The organism is Prosthecobacter sp. (assembly GCF_014879935.1).
Taxonomy (GTDB): Bacteria; Verrucomicrobiota; Verrucomicrobiia; order Verrucomicrobiales; family Verrucomicrobiaceae; genus Prosthecobacter.
Genome location: NZ_JACSRD010000145.1, coordinates 1 through 22,897 on the forward strand (window position 1 = coordinate 1; position 22,897 = coordinate 22,897).

At 60.4% G+C, this 22,897-nt stretch carries 17 protein-coding genes; 13 read left to right on the top strand and 4 right to left on the bottom strand.

All coding sequences use genetic code 11. The annotated features are described in order from the left end of the window. The 7 genes from IAE77_RS13300 to IAE77_RS13330 form a co-directional block, all read left to right on the top strand. Window positions 1–402, top strand: a 402-nt coding sequence (locus IAE77_RS13300; protein WP_294227249.1) for a hypothetical protein, incomplete at its 5' end; no start/stop codon positions are given. A gap of 34 nt (window positions 403–436) precedes the next feature. Continuing rightward, complete coding sequence (locus IAE77_RS13305; protein WP_294227251.1) at window positions 437–931, top strand: hypothetical protein; 495 nt, start codon at window positions 437–439, stop codon at window positions 929–931. 6 nt (window positions 932–937) lie between these two features. After that, window positions 938–2,227, top strand: coding sequence for a hypothetical protein (locus tag IAE77_RS13310; RefSeq protein WP_294227253.1), 1,290 nt, complete (start codon window positions 938–940; stop codon window positions 2,225–2,227). Between the two features lie 51 nt (window positions 2,228–2,278). Further along, on the top strand, window positions 2,279–4,195 hold the full coding sequence (locus IAE77_RS13315) for a caspase family protein (protein WP_294227254.1): 1,917 nt from the start codon (window positions 2,279–2,281) through the stop codon (window positions 4,193–4,195). Window positions 4,196–4,197: 2 nt separating this feature from the next. Next, window positions 4,198–5,208 carry an SIR2 family protein gene (locus tag IAE77_RS13320; RefSeq protein WP_294227258.1) on the top strand — a complete coding sequence of 337 codons (1,011 nt, stop codon included), beginning with the start codon at window positions 4,198–4,200 and terminating at the stop codon, window positions 5,206–5,208. Then, the gene (locus IAE77_RS13325) at window positions 5,205–8,165 is read left to right on the top strand and encodes an AAA family ATPase (protein WP_294227260.1); all 2,961 of its coding nucleotides are present in this window, start codon (window positions 5,205–5,207) and stop codon (window positions 8,163–8,165) included. The genes IAE77_RS13320 and IAE77_RS13325 overlap by 4 nt, the downstream gene beginning before the upstream one ends. A 51-nt stretch (window positions 8,166–8,216) precedes the next feature. Continuing rightward, entirely contained in the window at window positions 8,217–10,538 is a 2,322-nt protein-coding gene (locus tag IAE77_RS13330; protein ID WP_294227263.1) for a caspase family protein, read from the top strand. A gap of 20 nt (window positions 10,539–10,558) precedes the next feature. Here the strand turns inward: IAE77_RS13330 and IAE77_RS13335 are convergent, their stop codons facing one another. Continuing rightward, window positions 10,559–11,851, bottom strand: coding sequence for a tetratricopeptide repeat protein (locus IAE77_RS13335; protein WP_294227265.1), 1,293 nt, complete (start codon window positions 11,849–11,851; stop codon window positions 10,559–10,561). Between the two features lie 20 nt (window positions 11,852–11,871). Then, window positions 11,872–13,275, bottom strand: a complete 1,404-nt coding sequence (locus IAE77_RS13340; RefSeq protein ID WP_294227267.1) for an AAA family ATPase — start codon at window positions 13,273–13,275, stop codon at window positions 11,872–11,874. Between the two features lie 225 nt (window positions 13,276–13,500). On the opposite strand from IAE77_RS13340, the gene IAE77_RS13345 reads away from it, so the two are divergent. Together IAE77_RS13345 and IAE77_RS13350 are read left to right on the top strand one after the other, a co-directional pair. After that, window positions 13,501–13,770, top strand: coding sequence for a glycine zipper domain-containing protein (locus IAE77_RS13345; protein WP_294227269.1), 270 nt, complete (start codon window positions 13,501–13,503; stop codon window positions 13,768–13,770). An 85-nt stretch (window positions 13,771–13,855) separates the two neighbouring features. Beyond that, window positions 13,856–14,275, top strand: a complete 420-nt coding sequence (locus IAE77_RS13350; protein ID WP_294227271.1) for a hypothetical protein — start codon at window positions 13,856–13,858, stop codon at window positions 14,273–14,275. A 22-nt stretch (window positions 14,276–14,297) separates the two neighbouring features. Here the strand turns inward: IAE77_RS13350 and IAE77_RS13355 are convergent, their stop codons facing one another. Then, the gene (locus IAE77_RS13355; RefSeq protein ID WP_294227272.1) at window positions 14,298–14,939 is read right to left on the bottom strand and encodes an N-acetylmuramoyl-L-alanine amidase; all 642 of its coding nucleotides are present in this window, start codon (window positions 14,937–14,939) and stop codon (window positions 14,298–14,300) included. Window positions 14,940–15,307: 368 nt separating this feature from the next. Here IAE77_RS13355 and IAE77_RS13360 point away from each other — a divergent pair, with 368 nt between their 5' ends. The 4 genes from IAE77_RS13360 (at window position 15,308) to IAE77_RS13375 (ending at window position 21,909) form a co-directional block, all read left to right on the top strand. After that, the gene (locus IAE77_RS13360) at window positions 15,308–16,390 is read left to right on the top strand and encodes a ribonucleotide-diphosphate reductase subunit beta (protein WP_294227273.1); all 1,083 of its coding nucleotides are present in this window, start codon (window positions 15,308–15,310) and stop codon (window positions 16,388–16,390) included. Window positions 16,391–16,525: 135 nt separating this feature from the next. Then, on the top strand, window positions 16,526–19,816 hold the full coding sequence (locus IAE77_RS13365) for a ribonucleoside-diphosphate reductase subunit alpha (protein ID WP_294227275.1): 3,291 nt from the start codon (window positions 16,526–16,528) through the stop codon (window positions 19,814–19,816). A gap of 95 nt (window positions 19,817–19,911) precedes the next feature. Beyond that, a complete protein-coding gene (locus IAE77_RS13370; protein WP_294227276.1) occupies window positions 19,912–20,928 on the top strand; it encodes a DNA cytosine methyltransferase in 1,017 nt (338 codons plus the stop codon). Further along, window positions 20,929–21,909, top strand: coding sequence for a BsuBI/PstI family type II restriction endonuclease (locus IAE77_RS13375; RefSeq protein ID WP_294227278.1), 981 nt, complete (start codon window positions 20,929–20,931; stop codon window positions 21,907–21,909). A 224-nt stretch (window positions 21,910–22,133) separates the two neighbouring features. On the opposite strand, the gene IAE77_RS13380 is transcribed toward IAE77_RS13375, so the two are convergent. Then, window positions 22,134–22,640, bottom strand: coding sequence for a hypothetical protein (locus IAE77_RS13380; RefSeq protein WP_294227280.1), 507 nt, complete (start codon window positions 22,638–22,640; stop codon window positions 22,134–22,136). Window positions 22,641–22,897 lie beyond the last annotated feature (257 nt).

Genomic DNA, 22,897 nt, shown 5'->3' on the forward strand with positions numbered 1-22,897 from the left:
GCTCGCTTTCGCCGCTGTCATCGATTGGATGCAGCCGCTCAAGAGGTTTTAAAACACTGCCTAGGGTTTAATGTTGGAGTGAACCCAGAGACGAGCAACGTGCATGTCCGCCTGGGACTGCGCCAGGAAGTGGGCACTATCGTTCCCAAAGTGGATCTCAGCGATGAGGAGGACGGCCAGGAACAATCCGATTCCGGGGTACGCAAGACGAAAAAATTCAATGCGGCTTCCGCATATGCGGCGGTGCGCATGAATACGCGGGAAATCTACATGGCACCCGAAGTGAACGAGATCGTCGCCAGCGGTCAGGCCGCCATTAATCTGGCCAGCAGTCCGAAAAAACTGGATCCCTTTACACAAGACAACACGACCAGCGGAACCTCCAGTCAGGGAAGCCGGTAACCGACATCTGCCCCATCCAGATCTCTCCCCAGACATGAATACCCAAATTCTCCTGCCACTTTTTTCCCTGCCAGTCTTGGCGCTAACATCTTGCGCCAACATCACATTTATCGGTCATGACCGGGCCTATGATATCAACGCCCAGCTCAAGCCTGACCTTACTGCTCCGCTGGCGATGAACGCGGGCTTTGAGAGCAAGTCCATCCTCGCCGTGCCTCCCCGCGAACCACAGCCTCTTGGCGGCCTCATGAACCGCTTCAGTCTTCCAAAAGGGGACGTGCTTTCCACCATCTCCAAGCTGGATGTCACTCGCATCGCCGCAGACAGCACGGATCCGAAAAAAATCGCAGGGATCAACTACGCCTCGGTCATTGCCACCGGGCAGGCTGCCGTGGCGGCCACCTCAGCCTCGCCTTCCACGAAAGGGGTCCCGGCAGAAACCGCCCCGCCTGCCAACCCAGCACCAAATAACGCGGATGTTCTGGAAGCCATGAAGGCCATAAGCAACACCGGGACCACCAACCAATAACCTGCCATGCTCGAAAGCCTCGACACCCTTATCGCTTTCGTCGTCATCATCAGCGTCGCCAGTCTGGTAGTGACGGTGGTGGTGCAGACTCTCTCCGCGCTGTTCACTTTGCGCGGCCGGCAGCTCGCCCGCGGGCTGCAAAATGCCGGGAACACCTTCTTTCCTGCAGCCAGCAAGGAACTGGCGCATGCACTGCTCACAGAACCCAACTTCATCCGCTTGAACCGACTCGCCAGCGCGGTGCGGCCGGATGAAATCCACGAGCGGCTGCAAAAAATCGCCCAAGGCAACACTACTGTGTCTATCGAAGCCGCTGCACTTCTCAAGGCACTGACGCCGGACACGCAAAAAGCCGCCGCAGTGGAAGAAATCCTGGGCGGGCTGGTGAAGACACTGAACGTCACCTGTTTCTCATCGACGGAGCGCCAGACGCTGAACACGGCCATTCAGACTGCCAGCCAGCAGCTCGTGCAGACCGTGGACAACACCAAGACGGCGGTGGAAGCGTGGTTCAATGACGCGGTGGACCGTGCGCAGCAGTGGTTTCTCGGCTGGATCCGCCTCATCACTATCGGGGTGGGCTTGATTCTGGCCTTCTGGTTCCAATGGGATGCTGTGGAGATCTTTCAGAAGGTATCCGGGCCAAACAACACCCTGCGCGACGCCTTGGTTGCGAAATCCGCCATCGTGCTGGAGAAAGGCGACGGTGTGTTGAAGGTGAGCGAGGTCGGCGGCGGCCTGCTGGAGCGGCTGCAGAAGCAATGGAACGCAAAGGCCAAGCCCGACCTGAAGCTGGAAAGCCTGGAAGGCATCAAAAAAGCCCAGGACATGGAGAACAGGATACTGGCGCTGGTGAAGGACGATGAAGCGGCGGCCAAAGCTGCCCTCAATGCGGAAGTCGCACAGAAGATTCCTCCCGGCCCTGCTCCGACGGAGCGGGAGATCGCAGCCAAAAAGGCAGAAATGACTGACGCCAGAAGGACCGAAGTGCAAAAGGAGTTCGATGCCATGATTGCCATCGAGACGAAGGCGTATTTCGACAGCCAACAGGACGCCATTACCGCGCTGGCGAAGGAAGTCTCGCAGAGCGGCTTTGAATTGATTCCGCAAAATGGTTCGCGATGGCCGAAAGAGGGCCGGAGGCCGCACATCCTCGGCATGCTCATCTTTGCCGCGTTGCTGAGTTTGGGAGCGCCCTTCTGGTTCAACCTGCTCAAAAACCTCTCCGACCTGCGCCCCGCGCTTGCGAAGCTGCTCGACCCAGAGACCAAGCCCTCAGCCACACCCGCGAAGTAAGTTTTTGATCTTGTCACAGCGAATTCCAGCCACCACAACCATATGAAAATCATGTTCGTTCACGGAATCGGCTTTCACGAGGAGAACAAAGTGCTCTCCGAATGGGTGAAAGCCTGGAGCACGGCCATCCGCCAGTCCTGCACCAAAGCTGGAGTCGCGCTTGATTTCATTGATCCTCTGGGGCTAGACGGCAAACCCGGAACGCCGGGCGACGACCACGGCGTTCTTTACTATGAAGAACTGATCCGCCGTCATCCGGCGCCCACGGCTGGAGAATACGTGGAAGTGGTGGGCAGTTTGTTGAAGAGCTACCTCGCCACCAAGGTCCAGGACTTTTTCAGCCGGGAGCGCGGCCTCTTCGACCTCATTGATGATGAGATGAAATGGAAGGCGCGCGAGGTGGCTGTGTGGGCACATGACGACCGCCTGCGGCAGAAGCTGCGGCAGCGTGTGGTGAAGGAAATCCGCGCCAAGAACCCGGATGTCGTGATCGCGCACAGCTACGGTGGCCTCATCACCTACGACGCCTGCATGTTCGAGGATCCCGACCTGCTGAAGGATCGCTACTATGTGACGCTGGGCACACAGATCGGGAATCCGCTGCTCCGACGTGAGTTCGGAGGGCTGCAGCCTCCGGTTAACGCGAAGCACTGGTTCAACCTCTATAATCCTGGAGATCCGGTGTTTGTGGTACCTTTGGATCATATTCGTGCGGACAACTTCACCCATTTGGAAACGGCGCATGACAGCGGCCACGACGGTGCGGCCTATCTCGGACATTCCCGCACGGCCGATCAGGTGTGGCGGGCCATCAGTCAGGGGGATGCATGGCTGGGTCGCACCCGCAGCCTGCGGGCACGACCGCCAGTCAAATCGACTGTCCCGCGCAAGGCTGAAAATCGGGCACTTTTGGTCGGGATCGATGAGTATGCCAGCCCGGAAGTGCCACCGCTCAAAGGTTGCGTGAACGACACCTACCAGCTTAGTGCCGCGCTTCAGGAAAGCGGCATGGAGCCCAAGTCCATCCGCATGCTGCACAATGGACGTGCCACGCGGGAAACCTTGCTGGCGCAACTCCGCTGGCTGCTGGAAGATGCGCAGCCGGGAGATCACCGCTTCTTTTCCTTCAGCGGCCACGGTCACCGCATGGCTTCCGTCAATGTGGAAGGCGAGGCCGATGAGATGGAAGAGATTCTGGTGACTTACGATTATGCCTTCACCCACACCACCGGCCTGCGAGACAGGGATTTTCAGGACATCTACGCCTATCTCCCGCGCGATGTGCATTTCCTCATCTTCCTGGACTGCTGCCACTCCGGCGGCATCACACGCTCCGGCGGGCCGCTGGTGCGGTCCTTCATGGGCCCGGCTGATCTAGAGCATGAATACATGGAGTGGGCACCCAAACTCCAGATGTGGAGGCAGATCGGCCTGGCGGGCAAAAAAGGCCTCAACGCCAAGTTTTTTCCCACCACCTACAAGACCAAGGACTGGCGGCAGGAGGAACATGCGCGCTACTACGGTGCCAGCGGCGACCTGCGCCGCATCGGTCGGGCCACGCCGCTGCGCGACCTCCCACACGACAAGTTCGACCGCATCGCCGGGAAAATGCGCGCGCTTCACTGCATGCAGTCCGTCGGCCCCTACCTGCCGCTGGTTTTCATGGCCTGCGGGGAGGCGGAAAAGGCCTGCGAATACGTCCACGGCTCCGTGAGTTACGGCGCCTTCACGTATGCCATGGCCCAGGCGCTGCGCGACACCGCCGCCAAGGCCGGCAAACCGCTTTCTTATCAAGGTCTGCTGAACGCCGCGAAGCACAAGCTGCGCACGCTCGGCTACACGCAGAAGCCGGACATCCTGGGACACGATGAACAGAAAAGCGCCATCGCGCCCTTCGGCGCGGGAGCCTCCGCAGCGGCGGTCAAGACATCCTCCCGCCCGAAGAAAGCCTCCAAACAGCGCAAATAGCCATGCCTGACTTCGAGAACTCCGCCGACTTCAAGAACATCGTTGAGGCGGTAAGAAAACGCGAGGTGGTGCTCTTCTTGGGCGCGGGAATTCATTACCACGGCGAACGAGGCAAGCTGTCTTATCGAAAAGAAGAACGACCTCTGCTGGCCGGCGAACTCGCCGCCCGGCTTTCATGGAGCAGCCACTGGTATGACCGGTTCAACACCTACGACCACCCGGCGAAGATGAACTTCACCCGCGTGGCGATGGACTATGAGCTTTTCAGCGAGGAGGACTCAGATGCCGCCAAGAAGCAACAGGTCAACTCAGCTCCTCCCAGGCTGGAGCCTCCAGATGCGGCGAGATACCGAAGCAATGGACGGCATAATTTGGGAAACGAGGTTCATAGCGCTGTGCAGCTAGGTCGCCAGCCCTCGCCGCTGCTGCGTCTTTTGGCGGACCTTGGCTTTCCCATCGTGGTGACGACCAATTACGACACTCATTATGAAGACGCTGTGAAGCTCAACAATCCGACAGCGAAATCTGAAGTGCGGTGGTATCACGCCAAAAAAGAACTGCAACCGGACACTACTTACCCCATTGGCAAACAGCCCAGCGAAACAGCGCCCTACATTTATAAAATTCACGGCCACATCGGCACTCCTGATTCCATCGTCGCCACGGACGAGGACTACATTGATTTCGTGATGCGCATGACAGCCGAAAGACCTGACAGTCCGTTTAGCCCGCTGCCCCTGAAGATCCTCAGCCGCATGGCCGAGGTGCCCACCCTTTTCATCGGCTATAGCCTGATGGACTACAACATGCGGCTGCTGCTCAAAACACTCAATTATGGCAGGGAAATTTTCAGCAACCGCGGCGGCATCAAATCTTATGCGGTGAGCAAGAATCCTGATCCGCTCATTCGCCGTGTATGGCAGGACGAGAAGTGTGCCATCGGCTTTCTGGCGGAGGACATCTGGGATTTCATCCCGTGCCTGCATGCAGCGGTGAAAGGAGCCAACCCATGACCACGCGGGAAATGCTCGCCTCCGCGCAGCCGCCCTCGGCGCCTTTTCGTGGCGTGCTGTCGTTCCGGCTGATCGACCGCCCCATCTTCACCGGACGCCAGCAGGAGTGCGAGAAGCTCTACCAGCTCGTTCGTGTCTTTCGTGGTGTGCTCCTGCACGGCGACTCCGGGGCGGGCAAATCCTCCCTGGTCAATGCCGGGCTGATTCCAGCAGTCATTGAAGCTGGCTTTGAGGTGGAGCGGCTGCGAGTCCAGCCACTGGAAGGCGCTGAGCTGGTGATCGAGCGCATCCCGCTCACCGAAGCGGCTGACTCCGAGGCGCTGCCCTCCGTTTTCACGCGGGACCGCTCCCAGGCAGGCGTGCGCCGCACGGCCTCATTGGACGATTTGATGGCGGCGCTCACCGAATATCATTCCTCTGCCAACGCCCCCTGGCGGCTGGTCATTTTCGACCAGTTCGAGGAACTGGTCACTCAGTTCGAGGACGCCCAGACCGACAAGAGCGCCTATGACGCGGCAAAAAAAGTGCAGCACCAAATCGTCCAGACGATCTGCCGTCTGCTGGTGGATCGGCAGTGGAGCATCAAGCTGCTGCTCGTTTTCCGGGAGGACTACTTCGGCCGCCTCGCCGAGCTGTTTCCCGCCTTCCCGCAGCTCAAGGACCAGTCTCTGCGCCTCACTTCTCCATCGGTGGACAGCCTGAAGGACATCACTCAGAAACCGTTTGAGGCAGTCCGCTTTTCCCACCAGCTCTCCGCTGCCGCGCAGGCGCATGTCATCGCCGGTTTCACGGCGCTGAGTAAAAACGGCTTCGTCAACCTCACCGAAGTTCAGATCGCCTGCGCTTCCTTGTGGGACAATCCCGGCCTGGAGGAGGAGTTCCTCTCCAAGCCGGACCCGCGCACCGCCGTGGAATGGATTTTCGAGGGCTACGTGCCGCGCACCCTTGAAAAACTGCCTGCACGGCTGCAGGACGCCGCCATCGCAGCCTTATGTCGGCTCATCACGCCTGCCACCGCCACCTCCAGCGGCACGCGCAACATCGTTTCCGAGGTGAACCTGACTACCGTCCTCCAGCAGGAGGATGGGCACGATCTCCCGGTCATCCAGGACGCCCTCGCGGCCCTGTGTGAGGACGCCCGCCTCGTGTTCCTCCAGACCCGCGGCAACACCCCGTTTTACGAGATCGTCAGCGAATTCCTCGTGCGCGGCATCGCCGCCAGACGCCCCGGGGTGGAACAAGCGCGCGAACAACGCCGTGCCCTCCAGCTCCAGGCCGAGGTGGACCGGCAGACGGCGGAACTCACGACCAAAACGACTGAGCTGGAGGCCAAGAACAAGACCCTCGACGAGCAGAACGGCAGGCTCAGAACGCGGACCTATGGCGTGGTGGCCGCATTGATGGCAGCAGTGGCGCTGGCCGGCCTGGCTTATCACAAATCTGACCAGGCGGAACGCAGCCGCCTGGTGGCGGTGGCAGAGGCAGCCATGGCTGCCCAGGAACGCGACATCGCCAAGCGTGAAAAAGACAACGCCGACGCCGAGCGGAAGCTGCAAGTGGAGCAGTTGCTGGCCCAGCGTGACCGGGAGCAGCAGCAACGGCAGCAACTGCAGGCCACGCTGAAACAAACCGAAACTCGGCTGCTGGCCGCCGCAGTGAACAAGGCCGAGGTCACACGCGCCTTCACCCAAGCCATTCAGGAGATCAAAGACCCGCTGATCTCACGGCTTGCGGGAGCCACGGCAGATGTGACTATCGCGGAATACTCGCCGGACGGCCGATTCATCGCCCTGGGAGCGGCGGACAAGAAAATCCGGGTGTGGAATCGCCTCGGCGGGACAATGCTCGCTCAAGCCGTCGCCAGCGCCTCCACCGGCGGCGTCACCACTTTGGCATTCTCCCCGGACGCTACCATTCTACTGGCTGGCAGTTCCGGCAGCACTTTGCGGCTGTTTGATCCGCGCCAGCCTGACCTCGACGCGGGGAAGGAGATCAAGGTCCACTCCGACTCCATCACGCATGTGGAATTCTCGCCAGATGGCAAGTTCAGTGTCTCGTGCGGCGGGGATGGCACTGTGGCTCTGTTGGACTGGAGCAATTACCCAAAGATCATCCCTTCCAAATCTCTCTCCAACTGGCGGCATGAAAAGGCCGTGACCTTTGCCACCTTCAGCGCCGATGGCTCCCGCGTGGTGACTTCCGCCGATGACAGTGAGACAAAGGTCTTCGCGACCTCGGGCAGCTACGGCCTTGTGCCGGTGACTTACGGTGGCTCCTCCCTCAATCCGCTGGATGTCGATCCCGGCGCTGCCTTGCACACGCCCGTGCGGAAAATGCGCTTCAGCCCCAAAGATCGTGACCTCGTGGTCGGCGGCGCGGGCAATCGGAAAGTCATCTGGTGGGATCTGAAGGGGAAGCGCATCGCTCTGTTTCGTGATGACAAGAAGAGCGGCCTGTTTTTCCACGAAGGAGCCGTGCTGGACGTGGCCTTCCGTCCCACTGGCACGCATGCGGCCACGATCGCCACTGACGGCCTTTGCCTGATCTGGGATGCATACGAGGCAAAGACCATCGTCAGCGTGCCGACGGAGATTCAGGGCCGGCTGTTCGGTGTGGCATGGCAGAAGGATGATCTCCTGGCGCTTGTGGGCGAGGATGGCTGGCTGGAACTCTGGGACATGCAAAACCCCTCCGCGCCAGAGCAGGTCTTCGCCACGCAGGCGCATGCTGGCGTGGCGCGAGGCGTGCGCTTCGACCCGCTGGGGAGGCAGGTGCTCACTTGGAGCGGTTATCAGGACGGTTACACCAACGCCAGCCTGCCCTACCTGCCGGACGCGAAGGGCAAAGCTGCGGCGCTGAAATTCACCGGCAAGGACCGCCCATCCGACAACACCGCCGCCATCTGGGACATCGAATCCGCCAGAGCGCGGGGATGGACCAAGCACCCTGCCCCGTAAGGAGGCAGCAGACTTTTTTGCTCCGAAATCACCCACCTATCCACACAGGCCATGAAACGCTCAACTGCCAAAAAGAAGACGACCAAGCCAAGGAAAGCCTCCGCGAAGAAACCTGCGGCCAAATCCGCCGCCAAGGCCCTCGTGGTCAGCCTCACCCATGTCGATCCGCGCAAATACGACGGTTGGGACGGGCGCAACGGCTGTTACGGTTGCGGCATTGATGCTGCACGCATCGGCGAAGCGTTGCAGCGCACCGGCTTTGGCATCACCCATCTGGCGGATGAGAAGGCCACCTGCAAAGCGGTGCTCGGCGGCCTGCGTGCCGCCGCAAAGGCCGCGAAAGCGGGCGACACCTTCTTCTTTTACTACTCCGGCCATGGCGGACAGATGCCCGACTACAACGGCGATGAACAATCCGAGCGCGGTGGTCGTGCCGGCTCGGATGAAACGCTGGTCTGCTACGACAAGGAGCTGATTGATGACGATCTCGACGACGTGTGGCTCAGCTTTCCCAAAGGCAGCGTCATTTACATGGTCAGCGACAGTTGCAACTCTGGCACGAACTATCGCAATCTCCTCACGCAAGGCCCCACACCGGTCCGTCCCATGAACCGTGCCACCGCGCGGAAGATGAAGGCGCGTCTGCTGCACATCGGTGGCTGCCGGGACGGCTTTTCCAGTTACGGCGACCCTGACGGCGGCAGCCTCACCAAGGCGCTCGTCCGCGTCTGGTCCGGCGGGGTCGGGCCGCAGGCGTGGAACTCTTTGTTCGAGCAATCCTGCGAGCTGATCACCGGCCAGAAGCCGCAGCTCAACACCTATGGTGACGCCGCCGTGGATCTGATGCAGGCGCGGCCTTTCTCGCCTTGGACGAAGCCCGTCGCTCAGGCATCTGCCTCCACGCCACGCACCCGCTCCCTTGGCCTGGAAGCTCTGCTGGACGATGGCGCCTCGGGTGATCCGCTCGCCTCGGGTGCCCAACCTCTTTCACTGCTTCAAACCACTGCGGCGGCACCACGCACGCGGGACATCGGCGCACGCTCGCTGGATCTGCCGGTGAACGAGTCACAGGCGCGGAAGGTCACGCGCTGGCTCATGCAGCACTTTGGCACCCAATTGCGCACAGCCGGCGCTGGCACGCTCTTTGGTCCTGACATCCTGTGTGCCATCGTCTGCCAGGAGACGGCCTACTTCTGGCTGCCGCTGCTGGAAAAACTCCAGACACAGCCGCCTTATCAAAACAATCCCGGAGCGCTGGCGGATCTCCTCGTGGCCCGGTGCGTGCTCGATGCCAGCGGCGATTATCCGGGCACCTCGCGCAGCGCCTTTCCGCGCAACACCGCAGCCTTTTTGGAGCGGTATGGCAGCAGCTTCACGAACTTGCTCATTGCCGAGGCCAATGAAACACGGCGGCTGCGCGGTTATGGTGACAAGCAGTGGGTTTATAAAGGCTACGGCATCTTCCAGAACGACCTGCAAGCGGTCGTCGATGACGAAGATTTCTTCCGCGAACGCCGTTGGCATGACTTCGACCGCTGCCTGAATCGTTGCATTGAGGAGCTAAAGGAAAAATTCAGGGCCACCAACGATCTCTGGGAGGCTGTGCGTGCCTACAACGGCTCCGGCGCTGCCGCTCGCAAGTATCGTGACAATGTGAAGCAGTTCGTCGTCTGGACGAAGGACGAGATCGAAAAAATCGGTGGAAGCGTTCCGTCAACGCCTGTTCCCAAACCTGCCGCGCCTTCAAACGCCAAACCCGCAGTTCAGATCGCAGGAAATGTCCCGGGAAGTCGGCCGCGTCTTTCCCAGCAGGATCTGGCTGCCAAGCTTGCCAACATCAACCTCGACCGGCAGAAGCACCCGCTCATCATCGTCGGCATTCGCGGCTATTACCTCGACACCATGGGCAAGCCCGGCGTCAACGACCGCGGTATTTACGACGATGCCATCTTCATCGACAGCGCGGACGGTTTTGCCAGCTACAACGGTAACACCGACCCTTCCAAACGCCGTGAAGGCAGCGGCACTGGTTCCCTGAAAGGCATGGCCAAGCTCAAGGCTGGCGCATGGTTCGCGCACAAGTTCGACACCCACGGCGGCTCCGTCCCTCATCCGGCGATCTGCCAGCGCCTGGGGGACGTCACGGTCATCCGTGATGGTAAAAACGGCCAGGACTACGAGGACACAGGCAGCTTCGGCATCAACATTCACAAAGGTGGCTACAATGGCACCTCAAGCGAAGGCTGTCAGACCATCCATCCTGACCAGTGGGGCAGTTTCTATGCACTCGCCAAAGACCTGGCACAGCGCTACTACGCCGAGAAGTGGAACAAAGTGGTGATTCCCTACATCCTGCTCGAAGAGATATCTTGATCGCCATAGCGCGGCACTTTCTACATATAGAGCACCCGGAACGGGCGCAGCCAGGTGATGAGGACGCCGATCAGCAGGGCGAGCAGGCCGGTCATGCCTGCATAGGGCAGTGACAGATGCCCGAACGCCGAGATCGCGGCATAGATCGCGCCCAGCCCTGAGAACCCGGCTGCGATGGCATAGATGTGGCGGCCGACATGGTGATCATTGGTGAATGCGGCGGCATTCGCCACGGCCGCCAGCACAAACGTCAGTGCCACGGAGCCGGAACGCGGCTCGTCGAAGGCATAGCCCAGTCCCATGGATGCCAGGGCAAAGAGGATCAGCCAGCCAACGACGACGCCTTCCCAGTACTCGCGCGGTCTCAGGGCCTGACGGGCAAAGCGGTCCATGGTGACAAAGAACGTGCTCAAACCACGGGCCAGATGTGACCAGAGCGCGAAGATGAGCCAGGCACCGATGACGACGTTGGCCCAGAAGGGCGATTCCCCCTTCAAGTAGCCGCTGAGCACCTTGTAACCGATGAAGCCGCCGATCATGATGGCGTTCTGGCGGCCTTCCGTGAACTGGTTCATCCAATGGCAGAAACGGAGGTAGCTGCGGTAAAACCAGGAGCGGGCGCGATACGACTCGATGAGCCCCATGCGGGCGTTTTCGTTCATCGGGTTGAGGCGCAGGGCCTCCAGGAAGTGCTGGTTGGCCGCTTTGTGGTCTCCCTTCATCACCGCCATCCAGCCGGCGCTGGTGTGCGCGCTGTCATCCTCCGCATCGCGTTCGAGCTGGTAACGGATGAGGTCCTGGTTGTCCGCGTCCTTCTTCTGATTCAGCAGGGCGATGGAGAGGACCTCCGCCGCCATGCTGTTCTCGGTATCGAGCGCCAGGGCGGCGCGTGCGGCGGCCTCGGCCTTCGGATAGTCGCGCAGGCGGAGGTGGAGGCGTGCGAGCACGGCATGGCTGAAGTCGCTGTCGGGATGGAGGCCGACGGCCTCCTCCGCCTGCTGGAGCGCCTCTTTGATGGCCGCAGTCTGGCCGTCTTTGGCGTTCGCGTTCATGGCGAGCGCCAGCACGCTGTGGGCAAAGGCGTCCTCGGGTTCCAGCGCCACGGCACGCCTGGCGGCATCGAGCGAGTTCGGCGCGGTGTCATCTTCATTCATCCAGCACAGCGCGAGCATGATGAAGCTGGGCGTGTGATGCGCATCGAGCTCCAAGGCCTGCTTGTAGCAGGCGATCGCGTCTTGAATGCGGTGCTGGTTCTGCAGCAGCCGCCCCCGGGCAAACGCGGCCTCAGGCGAGGGATGGAAATCGTCAGACATGGGGCGCTGCTTGGAATGGGTCAGCGTTTGAGGAGGCCGAGGAACTTCAGCACATCGTCGTAGAAGCCGCTTTGGTTCGAGTACATGGCGTAGTTTTTCGCGCTTTCGAACCAGGCCTTGGTCGTGGGCTTGTGACGCGAGGCCGCTTTGATCAGATCCTTGGTGGTGAGGGGGATGACCTTGCCGTTTTTCATGGCCTGGTTCAAAACCTCCTCGGTGGCGAGATCGAAGACGGCCTTCAGGTCGGCACCGGAGAAACCGTCGGTCTTCTTCGCCAGGGTGCGCGGATCCAGCTCGCCCACCGGCTTCTTCTGCGCCATCACCTCGATGATCGCCGCACGGCCGGCTTCATCCGGCGGCGGCACAAACAGTGTGCGGTCGAAACGGCCCGGGCGGCGGAAGGCGGGATCGATGTGCCAGGGCGCATTGGTGGCACCGATGATGAGAACGCCGTCGTTGTCGGATTCAGCGCCATCCATCTCGGAAAGGAAGGCGTTGATGAGGTTTCTGCCCGCGCTTTGACGCAGGTCGCGACGGTCGGCGGCGAGGGCATCGACTTCATCGAAGAACAGGATGCTGGGAGCGTTCTGGCGGGCGAGTTCGAAGACTTCGTGCATGTTCTTCTCCGAGTTCCCGATCCACATGTCGAGGATCTGATGGAGGCCCAGGGCGATGAAGTTTGCCTTGATCTCCCCGGCGGTGGCCTTGCTGATGAGCGTCTTGCCCACGCCGGGCGGGCCATAGAGCAGAACACCGCCGCCGATCTTCTTGTCGTAGGCTTTGAAAAGCTCCGCGTGTTGCAGCGGGTAGATGATCTTCATGCGGATCTCTTCTTTCAGCGCCTCCATGCCGCCGACATTGGAGAAGTTGAGCTTCGGCTTTTCAAAATCCGCGAGGCCCAGATCGAAGGCCGCACCGCCGCGCGGATGGCCGTCGTCATCATCGTGATCCTCCGCAGACTCCACCTGACTTCCGCTGGAGGTGATGCCCGCCCGCTTGCGCCCGGCTCCTTCGTCAGGGGACAATTTCACGCCATGGAGGTCCTTTTCGATGCCAGGATCGGCGAGGGAGCGGTTCAGGGCGACGCCTTTGTCATACAGGGCCTTTGCTTTCGGGAGATCGCCTTCGGTGATGTGAATGCGGGCCAGCAGAAGGCAGGCGGCAGCACAATCGGGTGTGTCGGAGAGGATCTGCTCCGCCCGCACGGCCGCTTCGGAGGCCTTTCCCTGCAACAAGGCCACCTGGGCGAGGCCGATACGCGCTTCGGCATGAGATGGAGAGCCGTTGAGCACCCGGTGAAAGCTCTGCGCGGCCTCTTCGAGCATTCCTTCGTCCAGACAGCCTTCGGCGAACAGCAGGAGCAGCGGGACGTTGTCGGGGGAGTGTTGCAGGGCGAGGCGCAGTGCGTCGAGATTTTGAGGCATCGGCGGATTTCAGCGGGCAGTTCGCGTCGAGGCAACCGTTTTATCCGTCCGATGGTCATGATTCGGCGGAGGCGTGGCAGCCATGCAGAATGCCAGCCCGAAGTGCGCAGTTTGCATGAATTCGCGTGGTGTTTGGGGAGGTTTCCCCAGTAAAAGCGGGTGGCACGAGTTTTGCCCAAGAGAGTGGATCGGCGGACATCGCCTCAACCCTCAATCCCAACCCCCATGAAACTCAAAGCGCTCTGCCTCATTCCCATTCTCGCCACAGCGTCGCTGTCGTCCTGCGCCAGCGGGCCGAATGCCCAGCGTGGCACGGTGATCGGTGCCCTTGGCGGTGCCGCCGCAGGTGGCATCATCGGCAATCAAAGCGGTCGTGGCCTGGAAGGCGCTGCCATCGGCGCCGGTCTCGGCGCCCTGGCGGGCAATGCCATCGGCAACTCCCAGGACCAGCGCCGCTACTACCACCGTGGCCGCTACTACGGTTACCGGTATTGAGCTGCCAGCTTCGAAAACCCCGGCCGGGAGAGCACGGCCGGGGTTTTTTCACAGTCTGATTTTCGATTTTTCCACCTTCCACGCCATGAACTCACTTCTGCAACCTCACATCTTCGCCCAACGTCAGGCCACCCAGGTCTTCCCCCTCCACAAAACACCGGAGCAGCCGGTCTGCCGGAACTTTCTTTTCCTCATCAGCCATCCGCTGTCGAAGCTGGACCGGCTGATCGTGGATTCCACGGCGCACAAGCTGGCGGAACACGGCTACGTTTACATCGCCGATGTGCAGCAGGAGTGCGTGGAGGACCGCGAAGACATCCGCTACCTGCCGCTGCGTGATAACAATCTGCCCAGTTTCGGCTCCCTTACCGTGGTGGCGGTGCTGCATGACAATGCGCTGGCCCGTGTGGCGGCGCAAAACTACCCGGACGCGACGGTGTACGTGATCGACCACGATTTCAGCGAAACCGGCTCCCGCTGCGTGAGCTGCGTGGTGGGGTCATGATCGCAGGAGGCTTGGCCGGGCCTCACATGGCCCGGTAGTAGGCATTCACCCGGGCGAGGAAGGCCTGCCACTTCGCGCCCGGGCGTCCGCGATCCATCAGGAAATGCGGGCAGTTCTTGTGCCCGAGGTCGCGATGGTCGTCATGGCGGATCATCCGCCAGTGCTGATGGGGCACGACATGGCTCAGCGGGATGCCGTGCTGCTTCATGAGCCAGGCGGCGAGTCTTGCGGTGCGATCCACCGTCACCGTGCGGTTGTTGCCCCGGTTTTCACACATTTCGATGCCGATGGAGTGGCGGTTGCCCGGACCGTCATAATCGGCGTGTTCGCCGCGCTCGTTGACGGGCAGGCTTTGATAAATGGAGTGATCGTCCACGGTGAAATGCCACGACACATAGCCGATGGCATTGTGGCGGCCCTTGAGAGCGCCAGTCTTCTGCATCTGGGCGTGGGCACGCGCCCCGGCGCTGCGGGAATAGTTCTCGGTGGCGTGGATCGTGATGAAAGTCGGGCGCATCGTCCGGTGGCGGGCGCGGGCGTAGCGGCCATTCGGGATGAGATCGACCGTGACTCCAGGCGGGGTGCCCTGCGGCACCATGACGGCACAGGAGCTGAGCAGGCAGCAGCCGAGGAGCGAGCGACGGAGGACGTGGGGAAAACTCATAGTCGGAAAGGGAGCAGATAGCATGACAAGATCGGGAGGAACAAGGGTGGCGCAGGCATGATTTTCGTCTGGATTTTGCGACTCATTGGTTTTCAATCAGTTACGCTTCGGCGGCTGAAAAACACCCCGATGGGCCAATCGGGCCGGATTTTGACGCGGAGAAAATTTTTTCGCCGTGGAACCCTTGAAACAGCGGCGAGAAACGGTTTCCGGCACAACGGCTGGGAAAAAATTCTCGCCAGCCCACAATATCTTGTGCATGATTGCCCCCTAGGCCCTCAATATATAGTATTTATAGTGTTGGCTGGCTTTTCTCCTGCTTTCCCTGTTTCTCCACTTATTCACACCCTCCCCCACCCGAAATCGCCATGGAAAAGACCTACAAAATCGGCAACCGAGAATTCCCCCTCGACCAAGACAAAGCTGAGGCTGCTTTCGCAGACAAAAAGGTCATCAATGGCCGGAAGTCCATGACCTTTAACCTTCTGCCCCTGAAGTATCAGTGGGCTTACGACCTCTACCGGGTCATGAAGGCGAACCACTGGGAGCCTGAGGACATCCAGATGCAGAAGGATGTGGAGCAGTGGCGCGGAAACGAGATCACCGACAACGAGCGCTGGATCATCATGATGGGCATCGGCTACTTCTCCGCCGCCGAAGGCATCGTGGGGGACAACATCCAGCATGTGGTGCGTGAGCTGGTGACCGCTCCAGAGCTGAAGCTGGTGCTCGGCCGCCACGCGCACGAGGAAAACATCCACGCCGACTCGCTGTTGTACATGATTTCCTCCCTCGGGATCAACCCGCATGAGTGCGAGGCCATGTTTGAGCAGATCCCGACGATCGTGGCGAAGAACGAATTCGTCACCCGCATCTCGAACACGATGCGCCGGGACATCGACCTCACCAAGCTGGAGAACAAGCAGCTCCTGGCGAAGAACATCTTCATGTTCGGCCAGTGCATGGAAGGCACGCAGTTTTATGGCCTCTTCGGCATGATCCTGGCCCTCTACCGCCAGAACAAGTTCCCCGGCATCGGCCAGATGTTCCGTTACACCCTGCGTGACGAGTCCAACCACATCGAGGTCTTCCGCAATCTGTTCATGGACCTTGTCGAGGAGAATCCCGACCTCTGGACGCCGGAGTTCCGCGAGGAGCTGGTGAACATCATGCGCGAGGCCATCACACTCGAGAAAGCCTTCATCCGCGACTGTCTGCCTGTGAACGCCGTGGGCCTCAGCGCCGCCGAATTCGAGCAGTACATCGACTACATCGCCGACCGCCGCCTCGCCGGCTGCGGCCTGCCGGCCCTCAGCCCTGGCGTCCAGAATCCGCTGCCCTGGCTGGCCGAGATGATGGATGTGCGCAAGGAGCAGAACTTCTTCGAAGGCAAGGTCACCGACTATCAAAAGGGCTCCGCCCTGGTGCAGACCTCCGACGACGACCTCTGATCTCCGGCGGATGTGAACAACCCTCCGAACAAGAAAGAATAACTTTCGCTGGAGGAAGACTCACACGTTCCGCATCCTCACAACCCCCGAATTTCCCGCCCGCCTCCGTTCAACCCTAGCACCACGCTCTCCGCCATGATCACCACGCTGCTGCAAGAGGACAAACTCCTCAAAATCGTCACCCAGACTCCGAAGGATCAGAAACCTCAGTTCCAGTGGAGCTCCCTGGCAGTCACGGCCCTGGACGCCTCCACTCCGGCCTCCATCAAGGTGAACATCGGCGGTGCGGAGCGTGACTTCGATGCGAAGGAGATCGCGGACACCGTGGGCAGCGCCTTGACGGACCTTTTCCTGGCCCGGCAGAAGCAGGAAGGCGACATCTTCAATGAGGTGAATCAGCAGCTCGTGCAGAAGATCTCCAAGGCGGTCACGGAGGAGATCTACCAGCGCACAGCCCAGCTCGCCGAAGGGAACGGCAGCGCGGCCACGTTGAACGCAAAGGACATCTACCACTGCATCGAGCGGGCGCTCATCACCAACAACGCCCACGACGTCGCCCGCACCCTCGCGGAGCGCCGGAAGCGCAGCACGGACCCCTTTGCCGACTCCACCATCCAGCCGCTCATCGTGAACACCAAAGTCATCCGTCGCAGCGGCCAGCTCGTGCCGTGGAATCACAACAAGATCGAGATCGCCGTCCGCAAGGCCTTCCTCTCCATGGAGCTCGATTCCTCCCCCGCCGTCGCCATCGCCGACGCCGTCAGCCGTGTGATCTCCGAGGAAAACAAGCAGTTCATCCACATCGAGGACGTGCAGAACCTCGTCGAGGAGGAGCTCATGAAGCAGGGCTTCTTCAAGGTCGCCCGCGCCTACATCCAGTATCGTGCGCTGCGCAGCACCATGCGTGAGGTGGACGAGCAGGAGGCCGCCGCCGCCAATGAAATCGAAAGCCAGGACCAGCAGTCCCTCATCCTCGTCAAGACCGCCGACGGCAACAGCTTCCTCTGGGACGGCACCGATCTGAAGAAGCGCATCGACTTCGCCATGCTCGGCCTCGATTTGTGCCTCACCCGTGCGGAGATCGAGATGGAGCTGCGCCGCTCGCTGAATTCCGACATCACGCTCGATGACCTCAAAAAGACCGTCATCCTCAATGCCAAGACCTTGATGCAGCGCGATGCCGACTTCGCCAAGTTCGCCGCCCGCGTGCTCCTCAGCTACATCTATGAAGAAGTGCTCGGCTGGGACATCGTCCGCGATGGCATCGACCAGCTCCGCGAGTTCCACCGCCGCACCTTCCGCCGCAATCTCGCCCGTGGCGTCGAGATCGATCGCTACAACCCGCGCCTGCTTCAGTTCGACCTCGACAAGCTCGCCGACGCCCTCGATCCCGCCGCCGATCTCGACTTCGACTTCCTCGGCATCCAGACCCTCTACGACCGCTATTTGATCGTCGATAAGAAGATCAAGCCCGCCAAGCGCCTTGAGACGCCCCAGCTCTTCTGGATGCGCGTCGCCATGGGCCTCAATGTCGGCGAAAAGGAAGGCGCTGAGGACAAGATCATCGGCATCTACAAGATGTACAAAGGCCGCCGCTTCTGCTCCAGCACGCCCACGCTTTTCAACAGCGGCACGCTCCACAGCCAGCTCTCCTCCTGCTACCTCTACAAGGTGGACGACAGCATCGAGTCCATCATGATTCGCGGCATCGCGGAGAATGCCTTCCTTTCCAAGTGGGCCGGCGGCCTCGGCGGCTCCTGGACCAGCGTCCGCGGCACCGGCGGCTACATCAAAGGCACCAATGGCGAATCCCAGGGCGTCATTCCCTTCCTCAAGCTCCACAACGACCAGCTCATCGCCGTCAACCAGGGCGGCAAACGCCGCGGTTCCGGCTGCGCCTACCTCGAAGTCTGGCACAACGACATCGAGGACTTCCTCCAGCTCCGCATCAACACCGGTGACGAGCGCCGCCGCACGCACGACCTCAACACCGCGAACTGGATCCCCGACCTCTTCATGAAGCGCCTTGAGGCCCGTGAAAACTGGACCCTCTTCCGCGCCAACGAAGTCCCCGACCTCCACGAGCTCTACGGCTCCGCCTTTGAAAAGCGCTACGCCGAATACGAAGCCCTCGCCAAGACCGGCAAGATCTTCGGCAAGGACATCGCCGCCGTCGATCTCTGGAAGCTCATGCTCAAGGCCATCTTCGAGACCGGCCATCCCTGGATCACCTTCAAGGACCCCTGCAACGTCCGCAGCCCGCAGGACCACGTCGGCGTCATCCACAGCTCCAATCTCTGCACCGAGATCACGCTCAACACCTCCGCCGATGAGACCGCCGTGTGCAACCTCGGCTCCGTCCTCATCGACAACCATCTCGACGACGCCGGCAACATCGACCACGCCAAGCTCCGCGAGACCATCCGCAGCGCCGTCCGCGCCCTCGACAACGTCATCGACATCAACTTCTACCCCACCGAGGCCGCCAGGACCTCGAACAGCCGCCACCGCCCCATCGGCCTCGGCGTCATGGGCCTGCAGTATGCCCTCTATCGCAAAGGCATCCCCTTCGCCTCGAAGGAAGCTGTCGAGTTCAACGACGAGATGATGGAAGCCATCGCCTACTACGCCTACGAGGCCTCCAGCGACCTCGCCGCCGAGCGTGGCCAGTATTCCACGTATAAAGGCAGCAAGTGGGACCGCGGCCTCCTCCCGCAGGACACCCTCGACCTCCTCGCCAAGGAACGCGGCCAGGACGTCGATGTCCCCCGCGGCGGCAAGATGGACTGGAGCGCCCTCCGCGCGAAGATCGCCAAGCAGGGCATGCGCAACAGCAACGTCCTCGCCATCGCCCCCACGGCCACCATCTCGAACATCATGGGCTCCAGCCCCTGCATCGAGCCCCTGCTCAGCAACATGCTCGTGAAGGCCAATCTCTCCGGCGACTTCATGCTCCTGAATCCCTTCCTCATTCGCGACCTCAAAAAGCGCGGCCTCTGGACCCCGGACATCCAGAACAAGCTCAAGTACATGGACGGCGAGATCGACGCCATTGAAGAAATCCCCATCGACCTCAAGCGCCGCTACGCCACCGCCTTCAGCATCGACTGGGCCTGGGTCGTCGATGCCGCCGCCCGTCGCCAGAAGTGGATCGATCAAAGCCAGAGCGTGAATCTGTTCTTCGGCGGCAAGGAAATGAGCGTCCTCAGCCACATGTACCGTGGTGCCTGGCGCAAAGGCCTCAAGACCACCTACTACCTCCGCACCCGCAGCGCCTCCAACATCGAAAAGAGCACCGCCGAGTTCCAGAAGGAGATCCGCAGCACCGTCATCAGCGGCGCCAAACGCGAATACACCGCCGAGGAAGTCCAGGCCTGCTCCATCGAAGCCATGCGCAATGGCGGGACGTGCGAGGCGTGTCAGTGATCAATCGTTCAAGTTTGAGAGCAGGGAGCAGCGCTAAGCTTTCTTGCTTATCAATCGTATTGCAGATGGCTGAAACGATGCTCACTTGAACAGCCATGGACTATCCGGGCCAACTCGCAGCCATTTTGAAACCTAGGCGCTCGTCTGGGTTACTGGCCGTCGATTTGTTTGCGGGATGCGGTGGATTGGCTTTAGGGTTCGAAGCGGCAGGTATAGAAACAATCGGCTTCGAAATAGATGCCGACGCCTGTGAAACTTACCGGAAGAACCTGAGAGGGGAATGCCATCAAGTCGTTCTTACTCCTTCAACATCGCTGCCTGCGTGTGACATTTTGATTGGTGGCCCTCCCTGTCAGCCTTTTTCAGTTGGTGGCCTTCAGCTAGGTCTTCAGGATTCACGGGACGGCTTTCCGGCATTCATTAGCGCGGTGAAAAGGCTGCGGCCAAAACTTTTCCTGTTCGAAAACGTCAGGGGAATGCTCTACGCAAACCGTTGTTACTTCGATGAGATAGTCGCGGCGTTGGCTAAGCTTGGTTATGCAATCAGCTATAAGCTGCTCAATGCCGAAGAGTATGGTGTGCCTCAAAGGCGTGAGAGACTCATTGTTGTTGGTCATGAGACTCACTTCACTTTTCCTTTGTCAGTTGGCGATCCTGTGACCGCTGGTGACGCATTGCTCTCACTGGCTGTCTCGACTCCGCCCGAGTCTAAATTTCTGACCGCAAGCATGGACCGCTACGTGGCGAACTATGAAAAGGCATCGAAGTGCATTCGCCCGCGTGATTTGCACCTCGACCGCCCCGCCCGAACTCTCACCTGCCGAAACCTCGCAGGGGCAACGGGTGACATGCAACGCGTGCGTCTCCCAGACGGACGCCGTAGAAGGCTGCTCATTCGGGAAGCCGCGAGGCTTCAGAGTTTTCCTGACTGGTTCGACTTCGTTGGTGGAGAAACGAGTCGTTACAACCAAATCGGCAATGCCGTCCCTCCATTGTTTGCATGGCACCTTGCCAAAGCCGTGTTGCGGCAGCTTGGAACACGGCAGCTAGCCGAGCCTCGTGTCGTCAAAGTTCGCACACAGCGGCTTATTCAATCTGAACTTGCAGTCTAAATGCCAGATCACGCTCATAAAGCACCAGCGATTCAAAAGCTGATCAATGAAGCAGTTCATTTGCTGGAAGTTTGTGGGCTTCCGATGAGCGAAAAATCTCCACGTCAGCGGGAAAAATCAGCCATGAGCTTCTTGGCAGTAGCTGGAGTGACCCATTCTGCTGCTTGGCCTTCCGCTGGCGAGACTCCGCCACTGGGAACCCGCAAGATCATTCATTTCATCAACGCTCACTTTCAAGAATCCATCTCTGAAGGCTCCTATGACGATATTCGTCGAAAAGACCTGAAGGATGCTGTTCAAGCTGGGCTGGTGATCGCAAGCGCGGGAAAACTTGGGGCCTCGGTTAACGATCCCACTCGCGGTTATGCACTAGAGGAAGACTTCGCCAAACTTGTCCGCACTTTTGGCCAAAAAGGCTGGCAGGCTTCCGCTGCGGCGTTCATGGCAAAACGAGCTTCGTTGGCTGAAGAACGACGGGCAAAGGCCGTGTTCGAAACGATACCCGTCATACTTCCGGACGGGAAAACACTCGCTTTGAGCAACGGGCCTCACAATCTACTTCAGAAGGCCATTGTGGAGCAGTTTTTGCCACGTTTTGGTCACGGTGCGAAGGTTGTTTACATCGGCGACACGGCTCAGAAATCCTTGCATGTCGATCCGTTGCTTGCCGAGAAACTGCATCTCGACCTGAACCCTGCAAAGAAGATACCAGATGTGATCGCCTACTCGGAGTCCAAAGGCTGGCTCTACCTGATTGAGGCAGTGCATAGTTTCGGTCCCATTTCCAATGAACGCCGAATGGATTTGGAAAAGTTCGCTGCGGAATCACGCGTTGGCTTGGTTTTCGTAACGGCCTTCTTGGACTTGAAGGCCTTTCGCAAATGTGCGGCCGATATCGGATGGGAAACTGAGGTTTGGATCGCTGCTGAACCCGACCACATGCTTCACTGGAACGGCGATCGATTCTTAGGTCCACGCTGAATTCTGTGGCGCCCTGCTCCTGCGATTCTCAAGCCCAACGGGCTTGCGTCATGCAGCCTCGGAGTGCCGAGCGCCAGCGAGTGCTCTCCGGGGACCCCGCATCCGCCCCACGCACTCCGTCGGAGCACGAACCGCCACGCGGTTCCGTCATCCGAACGTCCCCGCGACCCCGCCACGCCCCTGACGGGACCGCGATGCGGTCCGCAAACCGGGCCGGGGAGGCATCACCCGGTTTCCCAAGGGAGCGCTCGCCCAAGGCTCAGCACCCTTGGGCTGCAAGGCGGAACCGCGTGGCGGTTCAGCACGACGCGAAGCCACGCAAAGGGCCAAAAAGAAAGCATCGCCGGGAATACCGGGAGTTTCGCCGGTGAAGCGTGATCTTCTGCCGGAACCGCGCCCACTTCCGCCGGACCCCAGCGATTTCCCTCCGGAACCACGGGCACTTCCGCCCGAAGAACACGATTTTCTGCCGGAAGAATGCATTCTTCTGCCGCAACCACGAGCACTTCCGCCAGAAGAACGCGCTTTTGCGCCGCTACCTCGCGCAGTTGCGCTGCAAACACGGGCCCTTGCGCCGCTACCTCGCGCAGTTGCGCTGCAAACACGGGCTTTTGCGCCGCTACCTCGCTCACTTGCGCTGCAAACACGGGCTTTTGCGCCGCTACCTCGCGCAGTTGCGCTGCAAACTCGGGCTTTTGCGCCGCTACCTCACGCAGTTGCGCTGCAAACACGGGCCCTTGCGCCGCTACCTTGTGCATTGGGAAACAAAGTGTCCGTCCCTCTATGGCCCGAGTCTGAGCCAGCGCTCTCCGGGGACCCCACATCCCTCATCCTCCCCGCCGCCCCGCGAACACCCATCGGGCCTCCCGGGGTTCCGTCACCCGAACGTCCCCGCGACCTCGCCACGCCCCACGAAGGTTCTTGTTTTTTCCCACGGATTGGCTGCGCCTGTCTTGCGGCTCAGGGAGGCCAGCAGATTTCTTCAGAA